Source organism: Planotetraspora mira (genome assembly GCF_016863275.1).
Taxonomy (GTDB): domain Bacteria; phylum Actinomycetota; class Actinomycetes; order Streptosporangiales; family Streptosporangiaceae; genus Planotetraspora; species Planotetraspora mira.
Map to the genome: position 1 here is coordinate 86,268 of NZ_BOOO01000016.1, position 17,238 is coordinate 103,505.

Consider the following 17,238-nt stretch of genomic DNA (forward strand, 5'->3'; position numbering starts at 1 on the left):
ACGGGCCTCACACCCGGACGGCCTCCGCGGTCTCCGGCGCCGTCTCCGGCGAAAGCCGTACGGTCGCCGACTGGGCGAGCAGGGCGCCGACCAGCACGATCAGGCCTCCCACGATCTGGGCGGTCCCCAGGTGCTCACCGAGCAGGATCCAGGCGATGACCGCGCCGGTGATCACCTCCAGCGACGCGACCGTGGCCCCGACGGCGGCCGAAAGACGACGGACCGCCGTCACCCCGGCGAAGTACGCGATCACCGTGGCGACCAGCACGAGCCACAGGGCGGCCCCCGCCACCGGGAGGGCGTGCCCGCTGACCGCCGCGGTCGTGCCGAACGTCTCCCAGGGGATGTTCCAGGGCTGTGAGATCGGCAGAAGGACGACCGCCGAGCCCACCATGCCCCACGCGATGAGCCCGAACGTGTCCACGTCGTCGGCGAACGAATCGCTCAGCAGGAAATATCCGGCGCTGCACCCGCCCGCAACGAGGGCGATCAGGAGCCCCAGCGCGTCGACCCGCATGCCCTCCCAGACCTGGACCACGATCGCCAGGCCGACGACGGCGATCAGCGCGCCGAGGTAGGCCGCCCGCGGGAGCCGTACCCGCCGGACGAATCGCACCCACAACACGACGATGACGGGAGAGGTGTACTCGATGAGCAATGCGACGCCGACCGGCAGCCGCGTGATGGCCAGGAAGAACAGGGTCTGGACCGCCGCGACCGCGACGACCGCGTACGCGACGAAGAACGGCAGGCGCGCGCGGGGGATGCGCAATGCCCGCGGCCGGACGATCGCGAGGGCCAGGATCAGGATCACCCCGGATCCCGCCATGCGGACCCAGACGGATTCCAGCGGTGTCAGACCGGCGGCTCCGAGATATTTCGCCATCGGCCCGGAGAACCCGAAACAGACGGCCGACACGAACGCGATCGCCAGGCTCACAGCCCGCATGCCCACCTGCCCATGTAATTACTGTTAGATGCTCTTGATGCTGTCATATCGGTATCTAGCTCGCATCCGCGTAACCTGGCTGCGTGGATCGGATCTTCGTGGCCCGGCTGGCCGGCCTCGCCGTCTTCGATCCGGCCGGAGACCAGATCGGTCGGATCCGTGACGTCGTGGTCTCCCTGCGTGGCCCCCTTCCGCCACGTGTCCACGGCTTCGTCGTCGAGGTGCAGCCACGCCGCCGGGTCTTCCTGCCGATCACCCGTATCACCAGCATCGAGGCCGGCGCGGTCATCTTCACCGGCAAGCTCAACGTGCGCCGGTTCGAGCGGAGGAACGCCGAGACGCTGGCCATCGGCGAGATGCTCGACCTCGGCGTGCAGTACAAGGGCGAACCGGTCACCGTCCTCGACCTCGCGATGGAACAGGCACGGCCGTCCGAGTGGCAGATCGTCAAGGTGGCGGTCCGGAGAGGCACCCGCCGCCGGGGCGAGACGCTCGTCGTCGACTGGGACGAGGTCACCGGCTTCGGAATCACGCAGAAGGACCAGGGCGCGGCCAATCTGCTCGCGGCCTTCGAGTCCATGCGCCCGGCCGACCTGGCCAACATGCTCCACGAACTGCCCGGCAAGCGGATGGCCGAGGTGGCGGCCGCGCTCAACGACGACCGGCTCGCGGACGTGCTCGAAGAGCTGCCCGAGCGCGACCAGGTGGTCGTGCTGAGCCAGCTCCAGAAGGAGCGGGCCGCCGACGTGCTGGAGGAGATGAGCCCCGACGACGCCGCCGACCTGCTGCAGGAACTTCCCTCCGAGCAGGCGGAGACGCTGCTGCGGCTGATGATCCCCGAGGAGGCCGCCCCGGTCCGGCGGCTGCTGACCTACCGTGAGGACACCGCCGGGGGCATGATGACGTCCGAACCGGTCGTGCTGCCCCCGAACGCCACCGTGGCCGAGGCGCTCGCGCACATCCGGCAGCGGGAGCTGACCCCGGCCGTCGCCGCCGAGGTGTACGTGACCCGGCCGCCCACCGAGACGCCGACCGGCAGGTTCCTCGGTGTTGCGCACTTCCAGCGGCTGCTCAGAGAGCCGCCGTCCACCCTGCTCGGCGCCATGATAGACATCACCCTGGACCCGATCAGGCCGGAGTTCAGCCTCCGGGAGGTGGCCTCCTACATGGCCACCTACAACCTGGTCGCGATTCCCGTCGTCGATGAGCTCGGGCGTCTGCTCGGCGCGGTGACCGTGGACGACGTGCTCGACCACATGCTGCCCGAGGACTGGCGGGAAAGGCACGACTGAGCGACATGACCGAGCGCCTCGACCAGCCGCGTGAGCTGACCTACCGGGTACGGCTCTACTACGACCCCGAGGCCTTCGGGCGGCTCTCCGAGCGGATCGCCCGGTTCCTCGGCACCGCCCGCTTCATCGTCTACATGACCGTGTTCGTCGGGGCCTGGCTCCTGTGGAACTTCCTGACGCCCTGGGCGTTCGACCCCTATCCGTTCATCTTCCTGACGCTCATGCTCTCCCTCCAGGCGTCGTACGCCGCCCCGCTGATCCTCCTCGCGCAGAACCGGCAGGCCGACCGGGACCGGATCCAGTACGAGCAGGACAGGATCACGGCCGAGCGCAACCAGGCGGAGATCGAATATCTCACCAGGGAGATCGCCGGCCTGCGCATCGCCGTCGGGGAGGTGGCCACCAGGGACTACATCCGGGCCGAACTCCAGCGTCTCCAGGACGAGCTCTCCGGCCAGGCCTCCTAACCGGCCTGCGTGAACGGCCCGCCGCGCCAGTCCGGCATCGGAGCGCGGCCGGAGGCCACCTCGAAGGCCGCCCGGGCGAGCAGGCGGGTCGAGTCCAGCGTCGGGAGCGGGGAGACGCCCGGCGTCACGAGGAGGGGGATCTCCGTGCAAACGAGCGCCACCGCGTCGCATCCCCGATCCGCCAGCCGCCCGATGACACGCGCATACTCCCGCCGCCCACGCTCGGAGACCACGCCGTTGAGCAGTTCCTCGAAGATGACCTCGTCGACGATCTCCCGGTCCCCCGCCTCCGGCACCTCGGCCGCGATCCCGCGCCTCCCGAACGCCACGGGATAGAGCGGGCCGTCCATCAGGTACCGGGTTCCGAGCACACCGACCCGCGTCCTGCCGTCACGAGCGGCACGGTCCGCGACGACGTCGGCGATGTGCAGGCCCGGCAGGGCGAGATCCTCTCCGGGCAGTTCCAGGGCCATGTGGGCGGTGTTGTCCGGGCAGACGAACAAGTCCGCCCCGGCCCTCGCGAGCCTTCCCACGCTCACCGACAGCGTGTCCCTGATCGAGGCGTGGTCCCCGGCGTCCCAGGCGGGCATGCTGCGCGCCAGAGCGATGCAGTCCATGGTCACGTCCGGATGCTCGTGCGGGCCGAGCCCGGCGAACCCCTCCTGACAGAAGGCGAGGAAGCACAGCGCGGCCCCCTCGGTGCTGTGGGCGAGAATGCCGAGATGCCTCATCGGGGCTCAGTCCTCTTCCGTAAGCCGTTTCCCATTGGTCTTCATATTGCGCAAATCCTCGCGGACGCAGGCACACCCGCGTTCGTCGGACCGCGCGAGAGTCCATAGCATGGATTCATGGCACCATCCCCAGAATTGGTAACGGCCGCGCTGGCTACGGTCAACGACCCCGAGATCCGCCGGCCGATCACCGACCTTGACATGGTCAAGAGCGTCGATATCTCCCCGGACGGGGTGGTGCGCGTCGGCATCTTCCTCACGGTCGCCGGCTGCCCCATGAGGGACACCATCACCCGCGACGTCACCGCCGCGGTCTCCAAGCTCGACGGCGTCGCCCGCGTCCACGTGGACATGGACGTCATGAGCGGCGACCAGCGCAAGAACCTGCAGACCAAGCTGCGCGGCGACCGCGGGCCGGAGAAGGAGATCCCCTTCGCCAGGCCCGGCTCGCTGACCCGCGTGTTCGCCGTGGCCAGCGGCAAGGGCGGTGTCGGCAAGTCGTCCGTCACCGTCAACCTCGCGGCCTCGATGGCCGCCTCGGGCCTGAAGGTCGGCGTCGTGGACGCCGACATCTACGGCCACTCCGTGCCCCGCATGCTCGGGGTGAGCGACCGGCCCACCAAGGTCGAAGACATGATCATGCCGCCCGTGGCGCATGACATCAAGGTCATCTCGGTCGGCATGTTCAAGCCCGAGGGCAACACCCCGGTGGTCTGGCGTGGCCCGATGCTCGACCGCGCGCTGCACCAGTTCCTCGCGGACGTCTTCTGGGGCGACCTCGACGTGCTGCTGATGGACCTGCCGCCCGGCACCGGCGACATCGCGATCTCCGTGGCCCAGCGGATGCCCACGGCCGAACTCCTCGTCGTGACCACCCCGCAGCAGGCGGCCGCCGAGGTCGCCGAGCGCGCCGGATCCATCGCGGCGCAGACCCACCAGCAGATCGCGGGGGTCATCGAGAACATGGCGTGGCTGCCCTGCCCGCACTGCGACGAGCGCATCGCGGTGTTCGGCGAGGGCGGCGGTCAGACGGTGGCCGACGCGCTCACCCGAACGCTGGGCTCCCGGGTGCCGCTGCTCGGCCAGGTGCCGATCGACCTGCGACTGCGTGAGGGCGGCGACGAGGGCAAGCCTCTCGTCCTGACCGATCCGGACGCTCCGGCCTCCGCCGAACTGCGCCGGATCGCCGCCGGCCTGAGCAAGAAGTCCACCAGCCTCAAGGGCCTCAAGCTGGACATCTCGCCCACCAAGCACTGACGACGGGGGCCTACGTGGCCTCGTTGTCGTAGGGCGGGATCTCCCCGAAGCCGAGTTCCGGCTCGGCGGCCTCGATCGGCTCGGAAGCGGTGCGGGTCGTACCGTTCCAGTCGTTCTCGATGTCGTCGAGCAGGTGCTTGCGCACGAAGGTCTTCGGATTGAGGTCCGCCGGGTCGAAATTGGAGAACTCAGGCCCGAGATTGGCCTGCAGGTCCGCCTTGGCGTTGTTGGCCATCTGGCGAAGCTGCCGCAACGTCTTTCCGGCCTGCGAGGCCGCCTGTGGCAGCTTGTCGGGACCGAACACGAGCAGACCGATCACCACGAGCGCCAGGATCTCCCACCAGCCCAGTCCGAACACGGTGATCTCCTCAATAAAGCAACGACTGGGTTCAGCCTAATACCCCCCATTCCGGCCCGGGACCGGGCCTCAGGAGGGCCGCACCGCCGGGACGGGCGCCGCGCCCACCGTTACCGTGGCCGTCTTCGTCTGGCCGTCGTGCTGGAACCTGATGGTCACCTTGTCTCCCGGCGTCTTGCTCCTGATCGTGACGACCAGTTCGCGACTGCCCCCGACCGGCTGGCCGTCGACCTCCAAGATGACGTCCCCCGGCGCCAGACCGGCCTCGGCGGCCGGGCCGCCGGGAGTCACGGGGGGTTCACCTGACTCGGTCCTGGTCGCGATCCTGACGCCCTCGCCCTGGTAGCCCTGGTCGATGGTGATGCCGATCCGCGAGGTCCTGGCGACGCCGGTGGTGATGAGTTCCTGGGCGATCCTGCGCACATGGTTGACGGGGATCGCGAAGCCGAGGCCGATGCTGCCCGTCTGCTGGCCCAGCGCCGGGGAACCGCCGACCGCGGCGATCGCCGAATTCACGCCGATCACCTCACCCGAGCCGTTGACCAGCGGACCACCCGAATTTCCGGGATTGATGGCGGCGTCCGTCTGGATCGCGTTGATGAGCGCGTAGTCGGACCCGGTCGACCCGCCCGCCTCGACCGGCCGGTTGAGCGAGCTGACGATGCCGGTGGTGACGGTGCCGGCGAGGCCCAGCGGCGAGCCGATGGCGATGACGGGGTCTCCGACCACCACGCTGTCGGAGTTGCCGAGAGGCAGTTCCGGGGCCGTGACCGCCCCATCCGGCTTGACCACGGCGATGTCCGAGTTGGGATCACGGCCGACGATCTTGGCACCGGCGGACGAGCCGTCGTTGAACCGGATCTTGATCTCGCCGCCCTGCCCGCTGACCGCGGCCACGTGATCGTTGGTCACGATGTAGCCGCCCTTGATGACGAAACCCGAGCCGGTGCCCGCCTCGCTGTTGCCCCTAACCTCCAGCGACACGACGCTGGGCAGCACCTTGGCCGCGACGCCCGCCACGGACGCGGGCGGACGGGCCGTCGTACCGGCCGCAGGGGCGGCCAGGGAGTATCCCGGGTCGGTGCCCGCGGGCGGCCGGGTGAGGAGCCACGTGCCCACACTCGCCGCTCCACCCGAGACCAGCGCGATGACCACGGCCAGCGTCGCGAACAGCCCGGCCCGCGCCGGAGCCGGCCTGACCGGCCCGACCGGCGGCAGGCCGCTCTGCAGGAGGGCGGGCGGCGCCGTGGGAGACGCCCAGCCCTGACCGATGCCATGCGCGCCGGGCGAGGGCGGAGATCCGCCGGGATGACCCCAGCCGGGCTCCTCGCCCACAGGGAAGAACTCAGGCCGGTCCGACGCGCTGGAGGAACGCGTGTGATCGGTCATCGGGGCAACCACTCCTCACGCGACGACGGCAACGCCTGATGCTATGCCGTTTCCCGTGGTCAGCGGGAGAACCCCGGGCTGGTGCTGCCTGACGGCGTCGGCGACGCCTTCACGAAGGGCGCCGGGTCCTGCGCCGGGTGTACGAACAACACCTCGGGACCCGGATCCTGGTGGGCGCCGGATCCGCCGACCATGAAGATCGTCCCGAGTGCCACCGCCGCGGACGCGACGCCGACGGCGACGTATCCGGCACGCCTGGCCCGGCCCGGCCGCCTCCCCGGACCGGACAACCCGCTGGGGCGCCCCGGCCGGTTGTCGAGCGGGGCGATGCCGTGCATCCCCGGCAGGCCACTGGACGCGAACGCCGGATGGTCGGGAAAGGGGCGCATGCGCGGCGGCAGCGGCCCCCCCGGCTCCGACATCCTCAACAGGGACATCGTCAGGTCGGCCGGCATGGCCGGCGGCTCCATGGACCGAAGACGGCTCTTCAGCGCGCGCAGCGCGTCGACCTCCGCACGGCAGTCCGCACAGAACGTCAGGTGGCCAAGCGCCCGCTCACGCTCGCTGTGGCCGAGTTCGCCGTCGATGAGCGCGGAAACGCGCTCGCCAAGGTGATTCACAGTCCCTCCCTGCTGAATGACGGGGGGAACTGATCGCCGCTTCTGTCTGTGGAAGGTGCGCGGTGCTCCAGAGCCTCCCGGAGTTGTGCCCGGGCCCGGTGGATGCGGCTGCGCACGGTCCCGAGCTTCACGCCGAGTGTCGCGGCGATCTCTTCGTAGGACAGGCCCTCGATGTCGCACAACACGACCGCGGCCCGGAACTCGGGCGCCAGGGCGTCGAGCGCCGCCTGGATGTCGGGCTCCAGGTGCGCGTCGTCATAGGCCTGCGCGGGTGAGGGCTCCCGGCCGCGCAGCCGCTCGGCGGCGTCGTCGGCCAGACCCTCGAAGCGGATGCGCTGCCTGCGCCGCGCCATGTCGAGGAAGAGGTTCGTCGTGATCCGGTGCAACCAGCCCTCGAACGTCCCCGGCGTGTAACTCGACAGGGAACGGAACACGCGGACGAAGACCTCCTGGGTGAGGTCTTCCGCGTCGTGCACGTTGCCCGTCAGCCGGTAAGCCAGCCGGTACACCCGCGCGGAATGCGTTCGGACGACCTCCTCCCAGGTGGGAGGCGTCCAGCCGGACACCGAAGTCTCCGCCTGGTGGTCGTGCTCGTCCACCGGCATTCCTCTCTGCAGGATCGTCGCTACAGCCATAGTGCCTGGTTTCGCCCCTTCCCGCGCACCGCGAGTCGAACGGCCTTGAACAAAGACCGTCCAAAGCGTGCAACGTCACCGTTGTGGCGTGAGTTCCCGTTCCGGTCCGACTCCCCTAGGCTGCGACCAACATGAACCAGGGGAAGGAGAGGCCGATGGCGACTCCGGCCAGCCTGGAGTACGCGGAGGACTTCGTTCCAGAGGACGAGATCCTCCAGGAGGCCCGCAGACGTGGCATCGAGGTGGGAGCGACACCGCTCCTGCCCGGGTGCGGGGCGGCCTTGTGCTTCCTCGCGACAGTGGCCGGCGCCCGTTCGGTGGTCGAGGTCGGCACCGGATGCGGCGTCTCCGGCTTGTGGCTCCTACGCGGAATGCGACCGGACGGCACGCTGACCAGCGTGGACGTCGAACCGGAGCACCAGCGCATGGCCCGGCAGACGTTCGCCGAGGCCGGCTATTCCGGCAGCAGGATCCGCCTCATCGGAGGCCGCGCCCTCGATGTGCTGCCGCGCCTGGCCGACGGCGGCTACGACCTGGTCTTCTGTGACGCGGCGAAGCAGGAGTACCTCGACTACCTGGACGAGTCGATCCGGCTGCTGCGCCCCGGCGGCGTGGTGGCCTTCGCGAACGCCCTCTGGCGCGACCAGGTCGCCGACCCCACCCGGCGCGACCCGGACACCGTCGCCGTCCGGGAACTCGGCCGGATGGTCAGGGAGGAGGAGCGTCTGCGCCCGCTCATGCTCCCCCTGGGCGACGGTCTCCTGGTCGCGGTCAAGCTGCCGCCCGCCTAGGCGGCCAGGTAGCTCAGCAACATCCTGACGCCGAAGCCCGTGGCGCCCTTGGTGAACTGGCCGTCGTCGGCGGCCGACCGCGCGGGCCCGGCGATGTCCAGGTGCGCCCAGGGCCGCTTGCCGACGAACTCCCGCAGATACAGCGCCGCGATGACCGACCCCGCGGCACCGGACATCTTGCGGTCCACGTTGGTCAGGTCGGCGACATCCGAGTCCAGGTCGGCGCGGTAGTCCTCGAGCAGGGGCATGCGCCAGAACCGGTCTCCGCTGGTCTCACCGGCGGAGAGCAGAGAGTCGGCGACCGACTCGTCTGTGGCGTAGAGCGCCCCCAGGGAGACCCCCAGCGCCACCTTCGCGGCACCGGTGAGCGTGGCGATGTCGATCATCACGTCGGGGTCCAGTTCGGCGTCGGCGTACGCCAGGGCGTCGGCCAGCACGAGCCGGCCCTCGGCGTCGGTGTTGAGCACCTCGACCGTGCGCCCGCCGTACTGCGTGATGACGTCGCTCGGCCTCTGGGCCGAGCCCGAGATGGCGTTCTCCGCGCAGGCGACCAGGCCCGTCACGCGGACCGGCACCTCGAAGGCGGCCAGCGCGCTCATCACGGCCATCACGACCGCACCGCCCGCCATGTCGGTCTTCATGGTCTTCATGCCCTCGTTGGGCTTCAGCGACAGGCCGCCCGTGTCGAACGTGATGCCCTTGCCCGCCAGGACCACGTGCGGGGTGCCGTCACCGGCGTTCTCCGGCGTGTACTGGAGCTGGACGAACCTGGGCGGGTGGATCGAGCCCTGACCGACCGCCCGGATGCCCCCGAACTCGCCGAGGTCGGCGCCCGCCCAGACCCGTACGGCCAGGCCGTGATCGGCGGCGATGACCCGGGCCTGGTCGGCCAGCCATTCGGGAGTCTTCACGTCGGCCGGGGTGTTGACCAGGTCGCGGGCGAGTGCGGTGGCGCGGGCGGCCACCTCGCCGCGGCGCAGAGCCTGCTCGTCCGCGCCGGTGAAGACGATCTCCTCCACCGCGCTCGTCCGGGTCTGGCCGATCCTGAACGTGTAGGAGGCGAGGAGCGTCCCTTCGACGAGAGCGCTCACGTCACCATGGGCGGGGACCACGACGGAAAGGGAGGGCCGGCCCTTGGCCTTCCGCGCGATGGCCGCTCCCGCCTTGCGCAGCGCCGGAGCGGTGCAGTCGCCCGTCCCGTAGAGCAGCACGCGGCCCACACCGTCCCCCCTGACCACGGGAACCTCGAAGACCTCGCCAGGCTCGCCCTTGGCTTCGTAGTGGGACAGCAGGGCGCTCACCGGCACGGGGAGCTCGACCGGCGGAGCGAGGTCCGGCCCGAAGGGCACCGCGGTCAGCTCCGCGTCTTCGGCGAGCCGGTCAGCAACGGTCAACGTGGTCTCAATTGGCACGAACGCCTCCAAATAGGGCGGCCCCGGCGCGGGGGGGAAATCCCGTCACCAGGGCCGAAAAGTCGAACAAGTCGGCTGAAACCTCAGCCGACCACTGTCTTCAGCGCGTCTCCGAGAGCGCCGGCCTCATCCGCCGAGAGCTCGACGACGAGTCGGCCGCCACCCTCGAGAGGGACCCGCATGACGATGCCCCGTCCTTCCTTGGTGACCTCCAGCGGACCGTCGCCAGTCCGTGGCTTCATCGCCGCCATGCGTGTATCCCTTCCCGCGTAGTCGGCCACCCCGAAGGGTGACCGGCGCATTCACGTTTCTGTGATGTTCTATTATCCCGCCTCCGAGCTCAAAAAGGTAACGGCCCGGCTCCGGTCAGTCGATCAATAAGGGCTCAGGCGCATTGTCGAGGAGCGATCCCGACCCTCAAACTGAGAGGGATGAACGCCCGAGCCGCACTTTTCGACCTCTACGGCGACCACCTCCGCACGCGTCACGGGCGGGCTTCGGTGGCCGCGCTCGTCAGGCTGCTCGCGCCCCTCGACATCGCGGCCCCCGCCGTACGGACCGCGATCTCCCGCATGGTCCGTCAGGGGTGGCTCGACCCGGTGCGCCTGCCACAGGGGCCGGGATATGCGGTCACGCCGAAATGCGAGCGCCGTCTCGACGAGACCGCCGCGCGGGTCTACCGCGCGGGCGCCGCCGACTGGCGGGGACGCTGGCACGTGCTGGTGCTCGAACCGGTCAGGGACCGGGCGAGGCGGGAGCGGATCCGGGCCGATCTGGCCTTCCTCGGCTACGCTCCGCTGACGGAGGGCACCTGGATCGGGCCGTGGGCCTCACCGGAACTGGACGCTCTACGGCTGCCCGCCCACCGGTTCGACGCCGCGCTGGAGGGCGACCCCCGCGAACTGGTCGCCCAGGCGTGGGATCTGGACGGCATCGCCGGAGCGTACGAGGATTGGCTCGCCGGCGCCGTGGATCTCGTGGGATCGCTGCGGGGGGACTCCCCGGACCACCAGATCTTCGCGGTCCGGAGCAGGCTGGTGCACGGTTGGCGCAACTTCCTGTTCCGCGACCCCGGCCTGCCGGCGCAACTGCTGCCTCCGGGGTGGCCGGGCGACAAGGCCCGCGCCTACTTCGAGCAGGAGGCGGCTCGGCTGCTGCCCGCGGCGGCGGCGTTCGTCGACCGCAACCTGGATGGGGGATCGTGAGATGAGTGTCGGCTACGAGGTCGAGCAGGCGGTCGCGACGGTCACTCTGGACCGCCCTGACGCGATGAACTCCCTGACCGCGGCCATGAAGGGCGAGTTGCTCGCGGCGCTGCGCCGGGCCGCCGCGGACGGGTCCGTCCGCGCCGTCCTGCTGACCGGGGCAGGCCGGGCCTTCTGCGCGGGACAGGACCTGCGCGAGCACGCCGACAACCTGGAAAGCGGCCTCGGGCTCGCGAACACCGTTCGCGAGCACTACAACCCGATCGTGCTCACGATCACCTCGATGGACAAGCCGGTGGTGGCCGCCGTCAACGGCGTGGCCGCCGGAGCGGGAGCGTCCCTGGCCTTCGCGTGCGACTTCCGCGTCGCCTCCGAAAGGGCGAAGTTCGCCATGGCGTTCACCGGGATCGGCCTCGGGCCCGACTCCGGCGCCTCATGGACCCTTCAGCGCCTCGTGGGGCCGGCCGTGGCCAGGGAACTGCTGCTCCTCGGCGACGCCGTCGACGCGGCGCGTGCGCTGGAACTGGGCCTGGTGACCAAGGTCGTGCCGGGCGACGACGTGGTGCCCGCGGCCCGCGATCTGGCGCTGCGGCTGGCCCAGGGCCCCACCCTGGCCTACGCCGCGACCCGGCGGGCGCTCGACTTCGCCGCGTCCCACTCGCTCTCCGACGCGCTCGACCTCGAGGCCGGCCTGCAGGACGAATGCGCGGCCACGGCCGATCACCTGGCCGCGACCAAGGCCTTCCTCAGCAGGGAGCGGCCTCGTTTCGAAGGGCGCTGACCTCCTCGCGCACCCAGCAGTCGATCACGTGGTCGTTGACCAGGCCGATCGCCTGCATCAGCGCGTAGGCCGTCGTCGGGCCGACGAACCGGAATCCGTGCTTCTTGAGCTCCTTGGCCAGCGCCTTCGAACCTGCGGTCTGCGCCGGGACGTCGCCGAGTCCGGCCGGCGCGGGCGCGGACCAGTCGGCGAACTTCCAGACCAGCTCACAGAGCCCGCCCGGCAACTCGGCGGCCGCCCTGGCGTTGGCGATCGCCGCGTCGACCTTGGCCCGGTTCCTGACGATGCCGGTGTCGTTCATCAGCCGCTCGACGTCGGACTCGTCGAACGCGGCGACCTTGGGGATGGAGAATTCGGCGAAGGCCCGCCGGAAGTTCTCCCTCTTGCGCAGGATCGTCAGCCACGACAGGCCGGACTGGAACGCCTCCAGCGTGATCCGCTCGTAGACATGGTCGTCGCCGTGGACGGGACGCCCCCACTCGTCGTCGTGGTAGGCGATGTAGTCCGGGGCCGAGGTGGCCCACGCGCACCGGTTCACCATGACTCCTCCGCGTCCGAGCGGTCGTCCTCCCAGCCGCCCGCCGCGGTCTTGGAGGGGATCTCGGGCTTGGAGGCGATCTCGGGCTGGTGCTCGGTGCGGACCGGCTCGGCCGGTCGCGCGAAGACCTCCTGCCGCGCCTGGAGCCGGCCGGCCAGCAGGTCCGCGACGCGCTGCTCCAGCACCGCGATCCGCGTGTCCCGCTCGCCGAGCGCGGTCGACAACCGATAGAGCGCCTCGTCCACGACCTGGGTGTGGTAGCCGACCAGGCTCAGGGGGAGTTGCAGGCCCATGAGGTCGGCGGCGGTCAGGTGGCCGGCGTCGGGCAGCTCCGTCGGAGGCATGTCAGGCGGGAAGACCGCCAGCTCACCGCCACGGCCGAGCGACACCATCCACACGCAGACGAGGACGGCGAGACCGGCTATGACGAGGACGACCAGCACATACGAATCGTGCCACAACTCGCACGCGTGCGAGCATTGAAGACATGACCATTGTGATCCACCCGGATGACGAGATCGATCCGGCCTGGGCGGCGGCGTCCTCGCTGTCCGAGGTCTCCGCGCTGGCCCGGGCCGGCCGTACGGTCATGGTGACGTTGCCGGAGGACGAGACCGAGGCGGTCGCGGCGGCCGCCGCGTTCGCGTGGGCGGGGGCGACGGTGTTCCGCACCCCCCACCAGGTACGGCAGGCGCTCGACATGACCGAGGTCCTGCTGGGCCGCCGCTCCCCCGCGCTCACCCGCCGCGGCCTCGCGTGACCTAGGGCTCCCCGATCTCCTCGGCCGTCGGCAGCAGGAGCGGGACGGTCCGTTCCAGCAGGTCGAAGGCCTCCTCGACGGTGGTCGTCCAGGAGATCGCGTCGAAGACGTTCGGACGGGTGAACCCCTGCTCGTACATGCCGTCGACGAGTTGGCGCAGCGGCGCGTACAGGCCCCACGGGTCCAGCACCACCAGAGGCCTGTCATGGATGCCGAGCACCCGCGCGGTCCAGATCTCGAAGAGCTCCTCCAGCGTGCCGATCCCGCCGGGCAGCACGAGGAAGGCGTCCGACCGGGCGTCCATCAGGCCCTTGCGCTCACGCATGTCGCCGGTGACGATCAGCTCGGTGGAGTCGGTGTCCGCGACCTCGATGTCCACGAGCACCTGCGGGATCACCCCCACGGTCTGGCCGCCGCCCTCCCGGACGGCCCGGGCGACCTCGCCCATGCAGGACACGATCGCACCGCCGCTGACGAGGCCGTGCCCGCGCCGGGCGAGTTCCGTGCCGACGTCGCGGGCGAGGTCGAGGTACTTGCGATCGATCTTCTGGCTCGACGCGCAGAACACGCAGATGAACACGTCGTCACGCTCCCGCGCGGTGCCGGTCGGCCTCGAGGATGATACGGACGGCCTCGTCGGGGTCGTCGGTGATCCGCATGAGGTCGACGTCCGACGGCGAGATCTTGCCGGTCTTCGCCAGTGTCGTACGGACCCAGTCGACCAGCGGCGTCCAGAACTCCGACCCGATGAGGATCACCGGGAACGAGGTGACCTTCTGGGTCTGGACCAGGGTGAGCGCCTCGAACAACTCGTCGAGCGTGCCGAAACCGCCCGGCAGAGCGATGAAGCCGGAGGAGTACTTGACGAACATCGTCTTGCGGACGAAGAAGTAGCGGAACTCGACGCCCAGGTCGACGTACTCGTTCAGGCGCTGTTCGTGGGGGAGTTCGATGCCGAGGCCGACGGAGACGCCGCCGGCCTCTAACGCCCCCTTGTTGGCCGCCTCCATGACGCCGGGGCCGCCGCCGGTGATGACGGCGTATCCCACCTTGGCCAGTGCGTGACCCACGCGGACGCCCATCTCGTAGTCAGGGTTGTCGCGGGGGGTGCGTGCGGATCCGAAGACGGTCACGGCCGCGGGGAGGTTGGCCAGGGAGCCGAAGCCCTCGACGAACTCCGACTGGATGCGCAGGACCCGCCACGGGTCCATGTGGAGCCAGTCGGTCGGGCCCTTGCGGTCGAGCAGGCGCTGGTCATACGTGGAGTCGGGAACGAGATCGCCGCGGAGCACCGAGGATCCCTGGCGGCGTTCAGGCCGGTCGTGGTTCATGTGCTCACGCTAGCGGGCCAGGGCTAGTGCGGGCGTTTCACACAGGATGGTCACAAACGTCGCTTTGTTCCCAGCTGTACATGTCTGCTGACTAGTATCACGGCTCGTGAACGAGCCACCCCGTCAAGACACCGCCGTGTTCGTGGACCAGAGCGGTCGTCGTGGCCGGATTCTCACCGTGACGGCGATAGGTTCCGGGGCCGTCGTCGTGACCCTTCTGGCCTTCGTGATCACCGGGATGCTGGGTGGCACCGAACTGCCCGGACTGAGCTGGCCCGGCAAGGCTCCGGACCGGCCGGCGGGCGGGGGAACCGCCTTCCAGTCGCCCACCGGCTCGCCCACACGGGCACCCCGTGTCGGCCCGTCCGCGACCCCCACGCCGGTTCCGCAGGCGCCTGTGTCCTCCCCGAGCCAATCGCCGCTACAGACCCCCGCCACCACGCCCCCGGCCAACAAGCCCAGCAAGACGCCTCCCGCCACACCCGGGGGTTCCACGACGGACCGTCCGGGCCACGGCGGCACCCCGCCAGGGCAGGTCGGCAAGACGCACGGGCCGAAATGAGCGGGCGCCGGAGCAAGCGGAGCGACCCACGCGGCCACTGGTTCCTCGTCGCCCTGGCGGCCGTCCTGACCGGTGGAGCGCTCTTCCTGAACGGCTACGTCCACAACGTCGTCGGCGAGACGCACCCTGCCGCGGCCGACACCGGCGATTCGGCGGTGCTCGACCGGGTGCACGCGGGCGGTCCCGTGGTGAACATGTCGGGAACACAGCCGCAGACCGTGCGCGTCGCCCGGCGCACGGTGGCGCTCACCTTCGATGACGGGCCCGACCCGCGCTGGACACCCCAGTTGCTCGACGTGCTTCACAAGCACGGTGCCACCGCGACCTTCTTCGTGGTCGGGGCGCACGTCGCCGAGAATCCCGACCTCGTACGCCGCATGGTCGCCCAGGGCAATGAGCTCGGCAACCACACGTACACGCATGCCGACGTGACGACGACCCCGGACTGGCGGACCCGGCTGGAGTTGTCCCTCACGCAGAAGGCGCTGGCGGGGACCGCCGGCATCAACACCCGCCTGGTCCGCATGCCGTACTCCGCGTCGCCGGACGCCGTGGGGGACAAGCAGTTCGCGGCGATGCGACTGCTCGGGGCGGAGGGCTACCTGGTGGCTCTGACCGATCTCGACTCCAGGGACTGGAGCCGTCCGGGAGTGGACCAGATCGTCAAGGCGTCCCTTCCGCCGCGTGACAGGGGTGCCGTGATCATGTTCCACGACGCGGGAGGTGACCGCTCGCAGACCGTGGCGGCGGTCGACCGGTTGCTGACCACTCTGGACAAGCGGGGCTACACGGCCACCACCCTCACCCGGGCGGTCGGGCTTCCCCCGGCGCACACGCCCGCCTCCACGGGCGACCGGTGGCTCGGCAAGGCGCTGGTGCTCATCCAGCGGGCCTCCTCCGCGTTCACCGGATCACTCGGCTGGATCCTCGCCGCGGCCGGTTTGCTGACCCTGCTCCGGCTTACGCTGTTCGTCGCCCTCGCCTGGGTCCACGCGCACAGGGCGAGGCGGCAGCGAAGGGACAGGGACGCAGGGCGCCGCCGCCGCGGAATCGCGCGGTGGCCCGCTCCGCCTCCCGTCACTGTGATCGTCCCCGCCTACAACGAAGAGGCAGGCATCGAAGCCACGGTCCGCTCGCTCGTCGCGACCGACTACCCGGGGCCGGTGGAGGTCATCGTCGTCGACGACGGCTCCACGGACCGCACGGCGGAGATCGCGGCATCGTTGGCTCTCCCCGGTGTGCGGGTGATCCGTCAGCCGAACGGCGGCAAGCCGTCCGCGCTGAACACCGGGATCGCGCAGGCGGTGCACGACATCCTGATCATGGTCGACGGGGACACGGTGTTCGAACCGTCGACGATCGGCAACCTGATTCAGCCGCTGGCCGACCCGTCCGTCGGCGCGGTCAGCGGCAACACGAAGGTCGGCAACCGGCGGGGCATGATCGGCCGGTGGCAGCACATCGAGTACGTCATCGGGTTCAACCTCGACCGGAGGGCGTTCGACCTGCTCGGCTGCATGGCCACGGTCCCAGGCGCCATCGGCGCCTTCCGCAGGTCCGCGCTCACGTCGGTCGGCGGGGTCAGTCTCGACACCCTCGCCGAGGACACCGATCTCACGATGGCGATCTGCCGTGCGGGCTGGCGCGTGGTCTACGAGGAGCACGCCCGAGCGTGGACCGAGGCGCCCACGACCCTCGGTCAGCTCTGGCGCCAGCGTTACCGGTGGTGCTACGGCACGCTGCAGGCGATGTGGAAGCACCGCGGGGCGGTCCTGGAGCGCGGCTCCTTCGGACGCCGTTGCCTGGGCTATCTCACGCTCTTCCAGGTGGTCCTGCCGTTGCTGGCTCCAGTCGTGGACATCATGGCGGTGTACAGCGTGGCCGTCGCGGATCCCCTGCCCGTGGTGGCCGTGTGGGCCGGTTTCGTCACCGCTCAGGCGCTCAGCGGGTGGTACGCGCTCCGGCTCGACCACGAGCCGGCCTCCGCTCTTTGGGTGCTTCCGCTCCAGCAGTTCGTCTACCGGCAGTTGATGTACCTGGTGGTGATCCAGTCGGTGGCCACGGCCGTACTGGGAGTGCGCCTGCGCTGGCACACCATCCGCAGGGAGGGCACCTTCAACCCTGAACCCGCGCTCACCGAGGTCACGACCGGCCGCTGAC

General features: G+C 70.2%; 21 protein-coding genes. 9 read left to right on the top strand and 12 right to left on the bottom strand.

Annotation, left to right across the window (positions count from 1 at the left end; all coding sequences use genetic code 11):
* Positions 1 to 7: 7 nt before the first annotated feature.
* Complete coding sequence (locus tag Pmi06nite_RS15405; protein WP_203953669.1) at positions 8 to 949, bottom strand: EamA family transporter; 942 nt, start codon at positions 947 to 949, stop codon at positions 8 to 10.
* A gap of 83 nt (positions 950 to 1,032) precedes the next feature.
* On the opposite strand from Pmi06nite_RS15405, the gene Pmi06nite_RS15410 reads away from it, so the two are divergent.
* On the top strand, positions 1,033 to 2,241 hold the full coding sequence (locus Pmi06nite_RS15410; protein ID WP_239113927.1) for a magnesium transporter MgtE N-terminal domain-containing protein: 1,209 nt from the start codon (positions 1,033 to 1,035) through the stop codon (positions 2,239 to 2,241).
* 5 nt (positions 2,242 to 2,246) lie between these two features.
* Entirely contained in the window at positions 2,247 to 2,708 is a 462-nt protein-coding gene (locus Pmi06nite_RS15415) for a DUF1003 domain-containing protein (RefSeq protein WP_203953670.1), read from the top strand.
* Here Pmi06nite_RS15415 and Pmi06nite_RS15420 read toward each other — a convergent pair.
* Positions 2,705 to 3,439: an aspartate/glutamate racemase family protein gene (locus Pmi06nite_RS15420; RefSeq protein WP_203953671.1), complete on the bottom strand. Its 735-nt coding sequence runs from the start codon at positions 3,437 to 3,439 to the stop codon at positions 2,705 to 2,707. The genes Pmi06nite_RS15415 and Pmi06nite_RS15420 overlap by 4 nt on opposite strands.
* 117 nt (positions 3,440 to 3,556) lie before the next feature.
* On the opposite strand from Pmi06nite_RS15420, the gene Pmi06nite_RS15425 reads away from it, so the two are divergent.
* Positions 3,557 to 4,696, top strand: coding sequence for an Mrp/NBP35 family ATP-binding protein (locus Pmi06nite_RS15425; RefSeq protein ID WP_203953672.1), 1,140 nt, complete (start codon positions 3,557 to 3,559; stop codon positions 4,694 to 4,696).
* A gap of 10 nt (positions 4,697 to 4,706) precedes the next feature.
* Here the strand turns inward: Pmi06nite_RS15425 and Pmi06nite_RS15430 are convergent, their stop codons facing one another.
* The 4 genes from Pmi06nite_RS15430 to sigE form a co-directional block, all read right to left on the bottom strand.
* Entirely contained in the window at positions 4,707 to 5,054 is a 348-nt protein-coding gene (locus Pmi06nite_RS15430) for a sec-independent translocase (protein WP_203953673.1), read from the bottom strand.
* 69 nt (positions 5,055 to 5,123) lie between these two features.
* A complete protein-coding gene (locus tag Pmi06nite_RS15435) occupies positions 5,124 to 6,443 on the bottom strand; it encodes a S1C family serine protease (RefSeq protein ID WP_203953674.1) in 1,320 nt (439 codons plus the stop codon).
* 59 nt (positions 6,444 to 6,502) lie between these two features.
* Entirely contained in the window at positions 6,503 to 7,063 is a 561-nt protein-coding gene (locus Pmi06nite_RS15440; RefSeq protein WP_203953675.1) for an anti-sigma factor family protein, read from the bottom strand.
* Complete coding sequence (gene sigE, locus Pmi06nite_RS15445) at positions 7,060 to 7,668, bottom strand: RNA polymerase sigma factor SigE (RefSeq protein WP_203953890.1); 609 nt, start codon at positions 7,666 to 7,668, stop codon at positions 7,060 to 7,062. Before sigE ends, Pmi06nite_RS15440 begins: the two co-directional genes overlap by 4 nt.
* Positions 7,669 to 7,853: 185 nt before the next feature.
* Between sigE and Pmi06nite_RS15450 the strand changes: the two genes are divergently transcribed.
* Complete coding sequence (locus tag Pmi06nite_RS15450; RefSeq protein WP_239113928.1) at positions 7,854 to 8,489, top strand: O-methyltransferase; 636 nt, start codon at positions 7,854 to 7,856, stop codon at positions 8,487 to 8,489.
* Here the strand turns inward: Pmi06nite_RS15450 and Pmi06nite_RS15455 are convergent.
* On the bottom strand, positions 8,486 to 9,901 hold the full coding sequence (locus tag Pmi06nite_RS15455; RefSeq protein WP_203953677.1) for a leucyl aminopeptidase: 1,416 nt from the start codon (positions 9,899 to 9,901) through the stop codon (positions 8,486 to 8,488). The genes Pmi06nite_RS15450 and Pmi06nite_RS15455 overlap by 4 nt on opposite strands.
* Before the next feature lie 83 nt (positions 9,902 to 9,984).
* On the bottom strand, positions 9,985 to 10,152 hold the full coding sequence (locus Pmi06nite_RS15460) for a DUF3117 domain-containing protein (RefSeq protein ID WP_203883600.1): 168 nt from the start codon (positions 10,150 to 10,152) through the stop codon (positions 9,985 to 9,987).
* Positions 10,153 to 10,332: 180 nt separating this feature from the next.
* Between Pmi06nite_RS15460 and Pmi06nite_RS15465 the strand changes: the two genes are divergently transcribed.
* Together Pmi06nite_RS15465 and Pmi06nite_RS15470 are read left to right on the top strand one after the other, a co-directional pair.
* Positions 10,333 to 11,106, top strand: a complete 774-nt coding sequence (locus tag Pmi06nite_RS15465) for a PaaX family transcriptional regulator (RefSeq protein WP_203953678.1) — start codon at positions 10,333 to 10,335, stop codon at positions 11,104 to 11,106.
* Between the two features lies 1 nt (position 11,107).
* On the top strand, positions 11,108 to 11,887 hold the full coding sequence (locus Pmi06nite_RS15470) for an enoyl-CoA hydratase-related protein (protein WP_239113929.1): 780 nt from the start codon (positions 11,108 to 11,110) through the stop codon (positions 11,885 to 11,887).
* Here Pmi06nite_RS15470 and Pmi06nite_RS15475 read toward each other — a convergent pair.
* A complete protein-coding gene (locus tag Pmi06nite_RS15475) occupies positions 11,853 to 12,428 on the bottom strand; it encodes a DNA-3-methyladenine glycosylase I (protein WP_203953680.1) in 576 nt (191 codons plus the stop codon). The genes Pmi06nite_RS15470 and Pmi06nite_RS15475 overlap by 35 nt on opposite strands.
* Positions 12,422 to 12,868, bottom strand: a complete 447-nt coding sequence (locus Pmi06nite_RS15480; protein WP_203953681.1) for a hypothetical protein — start codon at positions 12,866 to 12,868, stop codon at positions 12,422 to 12,424. Before Pmi06nite_RS15480 ends, Pmi06nite_RS15475 begins: the two co-directional genes overlap by 7 nt.
* Positions 12,869 to 12,912: 44 nt before the next feature.
* Between Pmi06nite_RS15480 and Pmi06nite_RS15485 the strand changes: the two genes are divergently transcribed.
* The gene (locus Pmi06nite_RS15485; RefSeq protein ID WP_203953682.1) at positions 12,913 to 13,185 is read left to right on the top strand and encodes a hypothetical protein; all 273 of its coding nucleotides are present in this window, start codon (positions 12,913 to 12,915) and stop codon (positions 13,183 to 13,185) included.
* A gap of 1 nt (position 13,186) precedes the next feature.
* Here Pmi06nite_RS15485 and Pmi06nite_RS15490 read toward each other — a convergent pair whose 3' ends face one another.
* A complete protein-coding gene (locus Pmi06nite_RS15490) occupies positions 13,187 to 13,765 on the bottom strand; it encodes an LOG family protein (protein WP_203953683.1) in 579 nt (192 codons plus the stop codon).
* 4 nt (positions 13,766 to 13,769) lie between these two features.
* A complete protein-coding gene (locus tag Pmi06nite_RS15495; RefSeq protein ID WP_203953684.1) occupies positions 13,770 to 14,516 on the bottom strand; it encodes an LOG family protein in 747 nt (248 codons plus the stop codon).
* Positions 14,517 to 14,622: 106 nt separating this feature from the next.
* On the opposite strand from Pmi06nite_RS15495, the gene Pmi06nite_RS15500 reads away from it, so the two are divergent.
* Together Pmi06nite_RS15500 and Pmi06nite_RS15505 are read left to right on the top strand one after the other, a co-directional pair.
* On the top strand, positions 14,623 to 15,078 hold the full coding sequence (locus Pmi06nite_RS15500) for a hypothetical protein (protein WP_203953685.1): 456 nt from the start codon (positions 14,623 to 14,625) through the stop codon (positions 15,076 to 15,078).
* The gene (locus Pmi06nite_RS15505; protein WP_203953686.1) at positions 15,075 to 17,237 is read left to right on the top strand and encodes a bifunctional polysaccharide deacetylase/glycosyltransferase family 2 protein; all 2,163 of its coding nucleotides are present in this window, start codon (positions 15,075 to 15,077) and stop codon (positions 17,235 to 17,237) included. Before Pmi06nite_RS15500 ends, Pmi06nite_RS15505 begins: the two co-directional genes overlap by 4 nt.
* The last annotated feature ends 1 nt before the right edge of the window (position 17,238 follow it).